The following is a 12,268-nucleotide window of genomic DNA, read 5'->3' as shown; positions in this document are numbered from 1 at the left end:
TCAGCTTGCGTGGCCGGTATGCACGGTCACGACCGCGGACAGGCCGGGGCGCAGCACGTGGTCGAGGCCCGGCTGCGGATCGAGATGCACGCGCACGGGCACGCGCTGGACGATCTTCGTGAAGTTGCCGGTCGCGTTCTCGGGCGGCAGCACGCTGAAGGTCGCGCCGGTGGCGGGCGCGAGGCTGTCGACGCGGCCGTGCAGTTTCGTGTTCGACGCATCGAGCGACACGTCGACGCGATCGCCGGCGTGCATCTTGCGCAGCTGATCTTCCTTGAAGTTCGCGTCGATCCACAGCCCGGATGCCGGCACGACCGTCAGCAGCGGCACGCCGACGTTCGCGAGCATCCCGACGCGGCCTGTGCGATTGCCGACGTAACCGTCGACCGGCGAGCGGATCGTCGTGTATTCGACGTTGAGCGCGGCGACGCGCTGCGCGGCGAGTGCCGTGTTCACGCGGGCCCGCGCATCGGCGAGCTGCGCGCCGAGCACGTCGAGCTGCCGCTTCGACGCGAGCAGCGCGGCGTCGCTGCGGTCGACGGCGGCGCCGGCTTTCGAGTAATCGGCGTCCGCGCGTTCGACGATCTGGTTCGACACGGCATCGGATTTCACGAGCTCGCGGTAGCGCACGCGATCCGATGCGGCACGGGTCAGCTCGGCCGACGATGCATTCTTGTCGGCCGTGTGCTGGCCGATCACCGCATATTGCAGTTGCTGCTTCGCCTCGAGTTCGGCCACGGCGGAGCGGGCGCTGTCGACTTCGGCGCTGGCCTGCGCGAGTTTCGCGTCGTAGTCGCGCGCGTCGAGCTGCACGAGCACGTCGCCGGCCTTCACGCGCTGGTTGTCGGTCACGAGGATCTTGTCGACGAAGCCGTTGACCTTCGGCGCGAGCACCGTCACGTCGCCGCCGACATACGCATCGTCGGTGCTTTCCTGGAAGCGCAGCACGAACAGCCAGTCGAGCGCGGCGGCGGCGACGACGATGACGACGGCACCCACCGCGATGCGCATCCACGGCACGCGGCGCTGTTGCTTCGCGGGCTGGTCGAGTGTGGCTGCTTCACGGGATGAGGCAGCGGCTTGGGTCGTTTCCATCGATTCACCTATGTATATGCACTTATCAAAGCGACCGACAGCGTGTCGTCGATCGGGGAAGGGGCTAGCGTTCCGGCAGGTTGTGCGTGATCCGGAACAATTCGTCTCTCAGGCGGGCCGCCTGCGTCGACCCGAACCGCTGCTCGAACGCTTCCTGCGCGGCGAGCCAGTGCACCTGCGCGTCGGCGATCTTCGTTTCGCCGTGCGCGGTCAGCGCGAACGTCTGGCGGCGGCATCGCGGCTCGATCCGGCCGGCCACCAGCGCGGCACCGACGAGCGGCTTGAGCGCGCGCAGCAGCGCGGTGCGTTCGATCACCAGCACGGTCGACAGCGTCGCCATCGTCAAGCCGGGCCGGTCGCGCAGCAGCGCGAGAATGCTGTACTGCGACGGCGTCACGCCCGCCCGCGACAGATAGCGCTCGTAGAACTGCGAGATCCGGCGGGCGGCTTGCCGGACCGCGAAGCAATCGTCATCGGTGAGCGTCATCTTGTGCATGTACACATGTTAGGAGGCAATGTGGCCCGAGGCGAGTGGCGGGGCACGATCAGATTGTTGTCACGGCTGTACCAATCGGCGTCAGGCTGCGGCCGGAACGATCCAGCCTTCGTGGTCGCAATAGGCGACCGTGTAGTCGATGAACGCCTTGACCTTCGCGGGCAGCAGCGCGCGGTTCGCGTAAGCCAGTTTGATCTCGACGAACTTGTCGACGAGATCGGCATCCGCGAGCAGTTGCACGAGCGCGCCCGACGCGAGTTCGGCCTGGACGAGCGTTTTCGGCACGACGCCGATGCCGAAGTCGTGCGTCACCATTTCGCGATTGAAGACGGGGCTGTTCGACGAGATGTCGAAGCGGAACGGCACGGTCAGCAGGTCGCCGTCGACGCGGAACGACAGCGCGGGCCGGCGCAGCGACGGTGACATCGGCACGAACTGATGGTCGGCAAGATCGGCCGGCGTGACCGGGCGCGAATGGGCGCGCAGGTAGGCGGGTGTCGCGACGATCACGAGCGGAATCCGCTCGATCAGCCGCACGACGGTCGATTCGTTCGTCAGCATGTACGGTACGACGATCGCGATGTCGTAGCCTTCGCCGACGAGATCGATGGGGCGCTCGGTCAGCGTCACGTCGAGGCGCACCTGCGGGTGCGCAGCCTTGAAGCCGGCGATCAGCGGCACCAGCCGGTTCAGCGTGGCCGTTGTGTGCGCCACGAGCCGCAGCAGGCCTTCGGGTTCGCGCGTCGGCGCCTGCGCTTCCGCTTCGAGCGAGTCGAGTTCGTCGAGCACGGCCGCGCAGCGCTCGTAGATGCGCTCGGCGGTTTCGGTCAGCGACACCTGGCGCGTGGTCCGGTGCAGCAGCCGGCTGCCGAAACGCGCTTCCAGATCCGCGACCGCGCGCGACACGACCGGCCGTGCGAGGCCGTGCATGTCGGCGGCGCGCGTGAAGCTGCGCATCTCCACCACCGACCGGAAAATCCGCAGCTTGTCGATGTAGTCCATGTCCGTCTCCTTGACGCGAGGGCCGGCCGCCGGCCTTGTTACGGCGAGTGTACATTGACTTTATGCATATGCACATATAAATTGCGAAACATGAACGACACCTCGATTGCCCAGACGTGCAACTGTCTCGCGCTGCGTCAGGCGGCGCGCTTCGTCACGCAACTGTACGAACGCCATCTGGCCCCGGTTGGCGTCACGCCCGCCCAGTTTTCGATCATGGCGAACCTGACGCGTCAGCCCGGCCTGCTGATGAGCGAACTCGCCGATACGCTCGTGATGGATCGCACGACGCTGCTGCGCGCGCTGAAGCCGCTGCAGCGCGACGGGTTCGTCGCAACGGCCGCGTCCGAGCACGATACGCGTGCGCATGCGCTGAGCCTCACGAAGCTGGGCGAGCGCACTTTCGCTGAAGCGAAAGTCGCATGGCAGGCCGCGCAGGACGAATTCGAGACGCAGTTCGGCCGCGACCGCGCGAAGGCGCTGCGCGACGAACTGTTCAGTGTGACCGCGGAACGCTAGACGGCGGGCTGGCGGCAAACTGGAGCGGAATTCGAGCCATTGACCGCTTCGGTGGCGTTCAATGGCGCAAATTGGTTTTTGAAACTGTCCGGATTGATGGTGATCTGGACAGTTTTTATTTCCAGTTGTAGAGTCCCCTGACGGATTTCACGAGCCGGCGCCGCCGGCACGCGTCAGAGGAGCAACCGATGCTGCAGTTGAGTGACCGCGACAGCGCCATGCTGCGCGGGGATTTCGGCGAGGGCGTCGCGCGCGCGATGCGGATCGTCGCGCGTACGGCGCACGTGATGTCCGCGCCGCACCTGATCGACATTACGTCTGCCCATATCGACGGCTGCCTTTACCACGGCCAGACCAGCCTCGACTTCGTCGAGTATTTCGTCGACACCGGCGCAAAGGTCGCGGTGCCGACCACGCTGAACGTCGGGTCGCTCGACCTGATCCATCCCGAGCTGTACCACGGTGACCGCACGATTCAGCGCGATGCGCAGCGCCTGATGGACGCGCATCTGCAGCTCGGCTGCGAATCCAGCTTCACGTGCGCGCCCTATCAGCTGAAGAACCGTCCCGCGAAAGGCGAGCAGATCGCATGGGCCGAATCGAACGCGATCGTGTTTGCGAATTCGGTGCTCGGCGCGCGGACGAGCCGGTACGGCGATTTTCTCGACCTGGCCGCCGCTATCACCGGGCGTGCGCCGTATGCGGGGCTGCATGTCGAAGCGAATCGCGCTGCGCGGATCGTGTTCAACGCACCGGATTTCAGCCGCCTGGCCTCGCGCGACATCTATTTCGCCGCGCTCGGGCTGCTGATCGGCAGGATCGCGGGCGCGGTGGTGCCGGCGATCGTCGGGCTGCCGGCGGACACCACGGAAGACGAACTCAAGGCACTCGGCGCGGCTGCCGCGTCGAGTGGCGCTGTCGCGCTGTTCCATGCGGTCGGTGTGACGCCGGAAGCGCCGACGCTCGACGCCGCCTTGCACGGGCAAGTAGCGCAACGGACGGTCGATGTTGCGATGGCCGATCTCGACGAGATTCGCCGCACGTTGAACCACGGCGCGGCCGGCGATGCGCTCGTCGCGGTGGCGCTCGGCACGCCGCATTTCTCGCTGGCCGAATTCCGCACGCTCGATACCTTGCTCGACGCGTTCGACGGCAAGCCGGCCTGCGATTTCTACGTGAATACCAGCCGGTTCATCCTGTGGGAGCTGGATGAAGCCGGCCTCACGGAGAAATTTGCGGCACGCGGCATCCAGATCGTCGTCGATACCTGCACGTACATCACGCCGGTGATGAAGCAACTGTCGGGGCTCGTGATGACCAATTCGGGGAAATGGGCGTCGTATGCGCCCGCGAACATCGGCGTGACGGTCGCGTACGGCAGCATGCGCGAATGCGTGCGTTCGGCGTACGAAGGAAAGGTGCGATTCGATGACTGAAGCCACGCGCAAGGGTTTGACGGGCGACACGCTCGTGCCGGGCAGTGCATGCGCGCGCCCGTTCGTGCTCGACAAGCCGCTCAGCTTTTGGGGCGGCTACGACTCGGGCGCGGGCAAGATCGTCGATCGCGGCCATCCGCAGGCCGGTGCGAGCCTCGCCGGCAAGGTGATGGTGATGCCGCACGCGAAGGGCTCGAGTTCCAGCAGCAGCGTGCTGGCGGAAGCCGTGCGCAACGGCACGGGGCCGGTCGCGATCGTGCTGAAGGAGCGCGACCTGATCATCTCGATCGGCGCGATCGTGGCGGCCGAGCTGTATGCGATCGCGGTGCCGGTGGTGTGCGTGACCGATGACGTGTACGACGCGATCGTCGCCGCGACGGGGGAGGTGCGGATCGAGGCGGAAGAGGGTGACGGCGGCGCGCGGATTGATCTGGGCGACGCGGCGCGTTCGGCCTGACCGATTCGCGCGCGGCGCGGCGAGCGCTCCGGCTCGCCGCACCCGAGCGCTACAGCTGCGCCCCCTTCAGGTTGCGATGCACTTCGAGCGCATTGCGTTCGACCCAGTTGTGCTGCAGCAGCCCGTCGTCGCGCACGTGCCAGACGGCCGTGCCCGTCATGTCGATGGGCGACCCGCACGGCGCCGATCCCATGAACCCGTTGTTCTTCCCCGTCACGCGCCAGCGGCTCGCGACGCGGTCGCCCGCTTCGTTCTGGAACGTTTCGACGACTTCGAACCGGAAGTCGTCGATGCTCGCGAGGAACGCCGCGACCCACGTCTTGAATGCCGCGCGCGAGCGGATGACCACGCCCCCCGACGTGATCGCGAAATCCTCGGCGACGAGTGCGTCCACCGCGTCGGGGTTGCGCGCCTGCCAGACTTCCCGCCAGAAGTGCTCGACGATCTCCACCGAATTGCGTTTGCTCATCTTCCTGCTCCGTTGAAACAGCGTCATTGATCCGTTGCCGGCCGCGACTCGCGATCGAGTCCGGCTGACACGCAGTCATTGTGTGAACTTGCGAACAAGAAAACAAACGAATAATCTTTCTTGGATCTAGAAGATTATCGAATGGATGGGGCACGATGCTGGATCTGGATTTGCTGCACGCGTTCGTCGCCGTGGCCGAGACGGGCAGCTTCACGGCGGCTGCCGACGTCGTCGGCCGTTCGCAATCGGCCGTCAGCCAGAAAGTGTTGCGGCTCGAGGATGCGCTGGGCGTGCGCGTGTTCGAGCGCACGAGCCGCTCGCTGAGGCTGACGCAGGAAGGTGAGCGCGTGCTCGCCGGCGGGCGGCGGTTGCTGGCGCAGTACGACGCGTTCATGCACGAATGGCGGGAGCCGCCGCGAGTCGAACGGTTGCGGCTCGGCGTCTCCGAAAATCTCGTGCACGCGCAATTGCCGCTCATCCTGGCGCGCTTCGGCGAGCGCTTCCCGGCCGTTCAGCTGGAACTCGTCACCGGATCGAGCGCGGAACTCGCCGACGCGCATCGGGCCGGCCTGCTCGACGTGGTCTTCGCCCGGCAGAAGCAGGACGGCGCGCCCCCGCGCGGCCGCGTGATCTGGCGCGAGCCGCTGGTGTGGCTGGCCGCGAAAAACTACCGGAACGACCCAGGCCGCCCTGCGCGCCTCGTCATGATGCCGCCGCCTTGCGCCTATCGCGAAGTGATGACCGAAAGCCTGGATGCGGCACGTCGCGAATGGTCGGTGGGCTGCACGGCCAGCAATCTCGCCGGCGTGCAGGCCGCGGTGGCGGGTGGGTTGGGGGTCACCGCGCTGGGCAAGTCGTTCCTGCAGCCCGGCATGAAGATCCTGCCGACGTCCGCGCAATGGCCGGCGCTGCCCGCGTCCGAAGTCGCCGTGATCGGTGAGGGCGCGGCCACGCAGTCCGTCGTCGAGCCGCTCGTCGGCATGTTCGTCGAAGTCCTGACGGCGCGTTCGTCGACGAGCCTGGATGCAACGATCGAAGCGGATTAGCGTGCGCTTTCCGGCTTCTGTCCCGTCAACCCGGCAGCCGCTTCACGATACGCACTCGGCGTCTGCCCGGCCCAGCGCCGGAACGCGCGCGTGAAATTGGCCGGGTCGGTGAATTGCAGCTGCTCGGCGATCGTCTTCAGGTCGAGATCCGACGCGGCGAGCAACTGTTTCGCGTCGCGAAACCGCGCTTCGTCGAGCAATTGCCGATAGCTCGAACCGGCTTCCTCCAGCCGGCGCCGCAGCGTGCGCGTCGACACGAGCAGCGCGTCGGCGAGCGTCTCCGGCCCCGGGTAATCGCCGGCGCCGCGTGCCAGCTCCGCGCGCACGCGTTCGACGAGATCGCCTTCCTCCTGACGCACCTGCGCATACTCGCGTTCCACCTGCACGAGCGCCTGCCGGTGTGCGACTTCGTCGGCGAGCGGTAGCGGCCAGTCGAGTACGTCGCGCGCGATCCACAGCGCATTGGCGGCGCAGCCGAATTCGACCGGCGGCAACTGATCGCGATAGCGCGCGAAATAAGGCGGCTCCGGCCACGCGAATTGCAGCTTGATCGGCGGCGATACGCGCCCGGCCCATTGCGAGATGTTCTGCGCAAGCCCGGTCAACACGAACTCGAACATCACGTGATGCTGCAGAACGGGGCTGGCCTGCACGCCGTGCAGTTCGAGCGTCGCGCCGCGTTCGTCTTCTTCATAGGTCAGCCGATATTGGCGGTTGCGCATCCGGAAGTAGCGTTGCGTGACGGAGAGCGCTTCCCGGATGTCCTGTGCGGCCAGCGTCGCGTAGCCGAGAAAGCCGTGCACGGTCGGCTTGAGCAGCAGCCCGAACGCGAGCCCGATGCCCGGATCGCCGCCAATCTCGATCGCATTGAGCACGAGCCGCCCCCATTGCGACGGCGCGACGCGCGCGTCCGGTTCGGCCAATACCGCATCGCGCAGGCCGGTGCCGGCGCGCACGGCGGCCAGGTCGACGCCGCGCGCGGCCAGCGCCTGCAGCATCAGGCGCGGATAGGCGACCGGAATCGTCGGCCGGCGCAGCCCGAGGCGGTCCTTGGCGAGAGGGGAAGTCATGTCGTCTTGGCCGGAAATGACAAGCATTATGGCTGTTTGCCCCCTCACGTTCAAGGCGGCGCGCGCCTACGATGTCACGCATTGCTTACTGGCACGAATTGGCACGATCATCATGACCACGACCTTTCCCCACCTGCTCGCACCGCTTGATCTCGGCTTCACGACGCTGAAGAACCGCGTGCTGATGGGCTCGATGCATACGGGCCTCGAGGACAGCCGCAAGACGCTGCCGCGGCTCGCCGAATATTTCGCCGAGCGCGCCCGCGGCGGCGTCGGCCTGATCGTGACGGGCGGCTTCGCGCCGAACGTGGCCGGCTGGACCAAGCCGTTCGGCGGCACGCTGATGACGTCGGCCGCCGCGCGGCGGCATCGCGAGATCACGGATGCCGTGCATGCGGAGGATGGCAAGATCGCGCTGCAGATCCTGCATACGGGACGCTACGGCTATCACCCGTTCGCGGTCGCGCCGTCGAAGATCAAGTCGCCGATCTCGCCGTTCGCGCCGCACGAACTGAGCGCGCGCGGCGTCGAGCGGCAGATTCGCGCGTTCGTCCGCTGCGCGAAGCTCGCGCGTGAAGCCGGGTATGACGGCGTCGAGATCATGGGCTCCGAAGGCTACCTGATCAACCAGTTCATCTCGATGCATACGAACAAGCGCACTGACCAGTGGGGCGGTTCGTACGAGAACCGCATCCGGCTGCCGATCGAGATCATCGAGCGCACGCGCGAAGCGGTCGGCCGCGATTTCATCCTGATCTACCGGCTGTCGATGCTCGACCTGATTCCGGACGGCAGCGACTGGAGCGAAACCGTGCAGCTCGCGAAGGCCGTCGAGCGCGCCGGCGCGACCATCATCAACACGGGGATCGGCTGGCACGAGGCGCGTGTGCCGACGATCGCGACGTCGGTGCCGCGCGGCGCGTTCGCGTGGGTGACGAAGAAGATGAAGGGCGAGGTCGGCATTCCGCTCGTGACGACCAACCGGATCAACCGTCCCGAAGTGGCCGAGCAGATCCTCGCGGACGGCGGCGCGGACATGGTGTCCATGGCCCGCCCGCTGCTCGCGGATGCGGAGTTCGTGGTCAAGGCCGCGCAGGGCCGTGCCGACGAGATCAATACGTGCATCGGCTGCAACCAGGCGTGCCTCGATCACGCGTTCAAGAACAAGATCGCGTCGTGCCTGCTGAATCCGCGCGCGTGCCACGAGACGGAACTGAAATACACGCCCGCCGCGCAGCCGAAGCGCATCGCGGTGGTCGGCGCGGGGCCGGCCGGGCTCGCATGCTCGACCGTGCTCGCGCAGCGCGGCCATCAGGTCGACCTGTTCGATGGCGCGGCCGAGATCGGCGGCCAGTTCAACATGGCGAAGCGGATTCCCGGCAAGGAAGAGTTTCACGAAGCGCTGAGCTACTTCGGCCGCCAGGTCGAGCTGACCGGCGTGAACCTGCACCTGAACCGCCGCGTCGACGCGAGCGACCTGATCGCGGGCGGCTACGACGAGATCGTGCTCGCGACCGGCGTCGCGCCGCGCGACCCGAAGATCCCGGGGCAGGACGGGCCGAACGTGCTCAGCTACATCGACGTGCTCGCGGGCCGGCAGCCGGTCGGCCGGCGTGTCGCGGTGGTTGGCGCGGGCGGGATCGGCTTCGATGTCGCCGAGTATCTGGTGCAGGAGGGCGAATCGCCGGCGCTCGACCTGGAAGAGTGGAAGGCCGAGTGGGGCGTGACCGACCCGGCCGCGACGCGCGGCGGCGTGACGCGTGCGCAGGCGACCGCGCCCGCGCGCGAAGTGACGCTGCTGCAGCGCAAGGCCGCGCCGCTCGGCAAGGGGCTCGGCAAGACGACCGGCTGGATTCACCGCGCGACGCTGAAGATGAAGCAGGTGAAGATGATCGGCGGCGTGAACTATGAACAGATCGATGCGCGTGGCCTGCACGTGTCATACGGCGAGCAGCGCACCAATCACGAACTGATCGAAGCCGACACGATCGTGCTCTGCACCGGGCAGGAGCCGCAGCGCGCGTTGCTCGCGCCGCTGCGGGCGGCCGGGCGCTCGGTGCACCTGATCGGCGGCGCGGAACTGGCCGCCGAACTCGACGCGAAGCGCGCGATCGATCAGGGCTCACGGCTCGCCGCGCGGCTGTAACGGGAGGTCGCTGCAACGGCCGCCCGAGAAGGTACGCCGCGTGGCGATGACCCGCCTGCGCGACCGTTCGTGGCTCACCGTCTGCTGCACCGATTCGCCGGCGCAGGACTGAAACGAGCCGCAACGCCGGCCGCGTCGCCACGCAACGTGGCGGCGCTACCCCGACAGGCCGTGGCGGCGATTGGCCATCACACGGCTCAGGCCGCTTCGGCCCGTTCTTCCTCTTCCGCTTCCAGCATTGCCTTGACGATCAGGTAGATGGCCGGCAGGTCGTCATCGTCGCGGCGCCAGTCGACCGGCTCCTCGACATCCGCGGCGACCAGGCGGCTGTCGCGCAGCCGGATGAACGCGTCGACGACGGCCGGATCGTTGCGGCTCAGAAAGCCGGCATTCGAGAATGCCAGCTCTTCGACGTTCAGCAGCGCCTGCCAGCTCATCGTGCGGACGGCCGCGGGATGGGTGCGGCGCCGCAGGCCGAGCGCCCGCTGCGCGGGGCCGCCCGCGACACGCTGCAGATCGACGACCGCCCGCTGCGCGGCGCGCTCGAAGTGGACGGGGTTGAAGCCGGGTTGCTCGGGATCGAATGCGGATGCCTGGAACATGGTCGCCTCACAAAAGTCCGTTCGTCTGTGAATGACGGAATTCGGGTCAAATGGTGCAAAAGCACTGTAAATATATACAGTGTTTGGCGCGGTTTCAAGCCCCGGATGAAGGATTTCATGCGATGGCGATCGAAGCGGGCGCCCGCACCGGGCAGCGACCGCTCTACACCGCTGCCGCGATCGTCTCCCGCAACCACCGATGCGCCGGATCGCGATGCACGCGTTCGTGCCACAACATCGACATTTCGTAGCCGGGCACGTCGACGGGCGCTTCCACGACACGCAGCGCGGGCACGTCGCGCACCAGACGCTCAGGCACCATCGCGACGAGATCGGTGCTGGCCACGGCTGACATCACGAACAGGAAATGCGGCACCGACAGCACGACGCGCCGTGTGGCGCCCACCTTCGCGAGCGCTTCGTCCGTCACGCCGATGAAGCCGCCGCCGTCGGGCGACACGATCACGTGCTCGAGTGTGCCGAACTGCGCGAGCGTCGGGCGCCGCTTCAGCTTCGGGTGGCCGGCACGGCCGATGAGCACGTAACGCTCGGCGAACAGCGGCAAGCGTCGCATGCCGGGCGGCGACGCTTCGGTCATATGAAAGACGAGATCGATGCCGTTTCGTTCGGTATCCTGCTCGATGCGCGGCGGTACCAGCTCGACCACGGCGAGGCGCGTGGCGGGCGCGGCCGAACGCAGCGTGTTCAGCGCGGGCAGCACGATCGTCGATTCGCCATAGTCGGTCGCGGCCACGCGCCACGTGTTCGTCGCGGTCGCGGGATCGAACGGCGTGGCCGGAATCACCGCGCGCTCGACCGCTTCGAGCGCATCGCGCAACGGTTCGCGCAGCGCTTCCGCACGCGCGGTCGGCCGCATTCCACGCGGCCCCGGCAGCAGCAGCGGATCGCCGAACACGTCGCGCAGCTTCTGCAATTGCACGCTCACCGACGGCTGCGACATGTTCAGTTTTTCGGCCGCGCGCGTGACGTTGTGCTCGGCGAGCAGCACGTCCAGCGTGACGAGCAGATTGAGATCGAGTCGTCTGAGATTATTCATGGATATACCTGGAATATCAGGAATTCATTTCAAATATACCGTTGGCGGCGGCATCCTGCTGTCATTCAATCAACGGAGTACCGAACATGAATGTGCTGATCGTCTATGCCCATCCCGAACCGCGTTCGCTGAACGGCGCATTGCGCGACTTTTCCGTTGCGCATCTCGAAGCGGCCGGCCACTCGGTGCAGGTGACCGATCTGTATGCGATGAACTGGAAAGCGGCATTCGACGCGGACGACGTGACCGATCGTGTGCCCGATGCGCGGTTCGATCCGTCGCTCGACTCGAAGCGCGCGTTCGCGGCGGGCACACAAAGCGAAGACATCGCACGCGAGCAGGAGAAGCTGAAGTGGGCCGACGCGGTGATCCTGCAGTTTCCGCTGTGGTGGTTCTCGATGCCGGCGATCATGAAGGGCTGGTTCGAGCGCGTGTATGCCTACGGTTTTGCGTATGGTGTCGGCGAGCATTCCGATACGCACTGGGGCAATCGCTATGGTGAAGGTTCGTTTGCCGGCAAGCGCGCGATGGTCATCGTTACGGCAGGCGGGTGGGAGTCGCATTACAGCCCGCGCGGCATCAACGGGCCGATCGACGATGTGCTGTTCCCGATCCAGCACGGCGTGTTGTACTACCCGGGCTTCGACGTGCTGCCGCCGTTCGTGATCTACCGGACGGGGAAGATGAACGAAGCGCGCTTCGACGAAACGCGCGCGGCGCTCGGCAAGCGCCTGGACGAACTGTGGACGACGCAGCCGATTCCGTTCCGCCGGCAGAACGCGGGCGATTACGAGATTCCGGCGTTGACGCTGAAGGACGAAATCGTGCCGGGGAAGGTGGGATTTGCGGCGCATCTGGCGCACGAGGGCTGAT

13 protein-coding genes are annotated in these 12,268 nt (G+C 66.7%); 6 read left to right on the top strand and 7 right to left on the bottom strand.

What is annotated here, in order from left to right:
- The 3 genes from F3J15_RS00560 to F3J15_RS00550 all read right to left on the bottom strand — a co-directional run bounded on the left by F3J15_RS00560 (nt 1) and on the right by F3J15_RS00550 (nt 2,593).
- Entirely contained in the window at nt 1-1,095 is a 1,095-nt protein-coding gene (locus F3J15_RS00560) for an HlyD family secretion protein (RefSeq protein ID WP_069250987.1), read from the bottom strand.
- Nucleotides 1,096-1,159: 64 nt separating this feature from the next.
- Nucleotides 1,160-1,591 (bottom strand): MarR family transcriptional regulator, encoded by a 432-nt coding sequence (locus F3J15_RS00555; protein WP_166886432.1) that lies wholly within the window; start codon nt 1,589-1,591, stop codon nt 1,160-1,162.
- 81 nt (nt 1,592-1,672) lie between these two features.
- Nucleotides 1,673-2,593: a LysR family transcriptional regulator gene (locus F3J15_RS00550; protein WP_166886429.1), complete on the bottom strand. Its 921-nt coding sequence runs from the start codon at nt 2,591-2,593 to the stop codon at nt 1,673-1,675.
- A 90-nt stretch (nt 2,594-2,683) separates the two neighbouring features.
- On the opposite strand from F3J15_RS00550, the gene F3J15_RS00545 reads away from it, so the two are divergent.
- The 3 genes from F3J15_RS00545 (at nt 2,684) to F3J15_RS00535 (ending at nt 5,005) form a co-directional block, all read left to right on the top strand.
- Nucleotides 2,684-3,112: a MarR family winged helix-turn-helix transcriptional regulator gene (locus F3J15_RS00545; protein WP_166886426.1), complete on the top strand. Its 429-nt coding sequence runs from the start codon at nt 2,684-2,686 to the stop codon at nt 3,110-3,112.
- Between the two features lie 188 nt (nt 3,113-3,300).
- Nucleotides 3,301-4,548: an aconitase X gene (locus tag F3J15_RS00540; protein WP_166886423.1), complete on the top strand. Its 1,248-nt coding sequence runs from the start codon at nt 3,301-3,303 to the stop codon at nt 4,546-4,548.
- Complete coding sequence (locus F3J15_RS00535; protein WP_166886421.1) at nt 4,541-5,005, top strand: DUF126 domain-containing protein; 465 nt, start codon at nt 4,541-4,543, stop codon at nt 5,003-5,005. The genes F3J15_RS00540 and F3J15_RS00535 overlap by 8 nt, the downstream gene beginning before the upstream one ends.
- 49 nt (nt 5,006-5,054) lie before the next feature.
- Here F3J15_RS00535 and F3J15_RS00530 read toward each other — a convergent pair whose 3' ends face one another.
- Nucleotides 5,055-5,474, bottom strand: a complete 420-nt coding sequence (locus F3J15_RS00530) for an ester cyclase (protein WP_166886418.1) — start codon at nt 5,472-5,474, stop codon at nt 5,055-5,057.
- Between the two features lie 155 nt (nt 5,475-5,629).
- Here F3J15_RS00530 and F3J15_RS00525 point away from each other — a divergent pair, with 155 nt between their 5' ends.
- Nucleotides 5,630-6,520, top strand: a complete 891-nt coding sequence (locus tag F3J15_RS00525) for a LysR substrate-binding domain-containing protein (protein WP_166886416.1) — start codon at nt 5,630-5,632, stop codon at nt 6,518-6,520.
- Here F3J15_RS00525 and F3J15_RS00520 read toward each other — a convergent pair.
- The gene (locus tag F3J15_RS00520) at nt 6,517-7,617 is read right to left on the bottom strand and encodes an AraC family transcriptional regulator (protein WP_166886413.1); all 1,101 of its coding nucleotides are present in this window, start codon (nt 7,615-7,617) and stop codon (nt 6,517-6,519) included. The genes F3J15_RS00525 and F3J15_RS00520 overlap by 4 nt on opposite strands.
- An 85-nt stretch (nt 7,618-7,702) precedes the next feature.
- On the opposite strand from F3J15_RS00520, the gene F3J15_RS00515 reads away from it, so the two are divergent.
- Complete coding sequence (locus F3J15_RS00515) at nt 7,703-9,736, top strand: NADPH-dependent 2,4-dienoyl-CoA reductase (protein WP_166886411.1); 2,034 nt, start codon at nt 7,703-7,705, stop codon at nt 9,734-9,736.
- Nucleotides 9,737-9,933: 197 nt separating this feature from the next.
- Here the strand turns inward: F3J15_RS00515 and F3J15_RS00510 are convergent, their stop codons facing one another.
- Complete coding sequence (locus F3J15_RS00510; protein ID WP_039344831.1) at nt 9,934-10,338, bottom strand: DUF2471 family protein; 405 nt, start codon at nt 10,336-10,338, stop codon at nt 9,934-9,936.
- A 163-nt stretch (nt 10,339-10,501) separates the two neighbouring features.
- On the bottom strand, nt 10,502-11,395 hold the full coding sequence (locus F3J15_RS00505; RefSeq protein ID WP_069250997.1) for a LysR family transcriptional regulator: 894 nt from the start codon (nt 11,393-11,395) through the stop codon (nt 10,502-10,504).
- Between the two features lie 86 nt (nt 11,396-11,481).
- Here F3J15_RS00505 and F3J15_RS00500 point away from each other — a divergent pair, with 86 nt between their 5' ends.
- Nucleotides 11,482-12,267: an NAD(P)H-dependent oxidoreductase gene (locus F3J15_RS00500; protein ID WP_166886408.1), complete on the top strand. Its 786-nt coding sequence runs from the start codon at nt 11,482-11,484 to the stop codon at nt 12,265-12,267.
- Nucleotide 12,268 lies beyond the last annotated feature (1 nt).

This window comes from Burkholderia sp. Ap-955, from assembly GCF_011753045.1.
Taxonomy (GTDB): Bacteria; Pseudomonadota; Gammaproteobacteria; order Burkholderiales; family Burkholderiaceae; genus Burkholderia; species Burkholderia lata_D.
Note: the sequence above shows the minus strand (reverse complement) of the source record. Positions and strands in the feature narration are given on the sequence as shown.

Bases quoted from the DNA above. Each gene is read 5' to 3' on its own strand.
- F3J15_RS00560 (WP_069250987.1), bottom strand. From the start codon at position 1,095: ATGGAAACGACCCAAGCCGCTGCCTCATCCCGTGAAGCAGCCACACTC.
- F3J15_RS00555 (WP_166886432.1), bottom strand. From the start codon at position 1,591: ATGCACAAGATGACGCTCACCGATGACGATTGCTTCGCGGTCCGGCAA.
- F3J15_RS00550 (WP_166886429.1), bottom strand. From the start codon at position 2,593: ATGGACTACATCGACAAGCTGCGGATTTTCCGGTCGGTGGTGGAGATG.
- F3J15_RS00545 (WP_166886426.1), top strand. From the start codon at position 2,684: ATGAACGACACCTCGATTGCCCAGACGTGCAACTGTCTCGCGCTGCGT.
- F3J15_RS00540 (WP_166886423.1), top strand. From the start codon at position 3,301: ATGCTGCAGTTGAGTGACCGCGACAGCGCCATGCTGCGCGGGGATTTC.
- F3J15_RS00535 (WP_166886421.1), top strand. From the start codon at position 4,541: ATGACTGAAGCCACGCGCAAGGGTTTGACGGGCGACACGCTCGTGCCG.
- F3J15_RS00530 (WP_166886418.1), bottom strand. From the start codon at position 5,474: ATGAGCAAACGCAATTCGGTGGAGATCGTCGAGCACTTCTGGCGGGAA.
- F3J15_RS00525 (WP_166886416.1), top strand. From the start codon at position 5,630: ATGCTGGATCTGGATTTGCTGCACGCGTTCGTCGCCGTGGCCGAGACG.
- F3J15_RS00520 (WP_166886413.1), bottom strand. From the start codon at position 7,617: ATGCTTGTCATTTCCGGCCAAGACGACATGACTTCCCCTCTCGCCAAG.
- F3J15_RS00515 (WP_166886411.1), top strand. From the start codon at position 7,703: ATGACCACGACCTTTCCCCACCTGCTCGCACCGCTTGATCTCGGCTTC.
- F3J15_RS00510 (WP_039344831.1), bottom strand. From the start codon at position 10,338: ATGTTCCAGGCATCCGCATTCGATCCCGAGCAACCCGGCTTCAACCCC.
- F3J15_RS00505 (WP_069250997.1), bottom strand. From the start codon at position 11,395: ATGAATAATCTCAGACGACTCGATCTCAATCTGCTCGTCACGCTGGAC.
- F3J15_RS00500 (WP_166886408.1), top strand. From the start codon at position 11,482: ATGAATGTGCTGATCGTCTATGCCCATCCCGAACCGCGTTCGCTGAAC.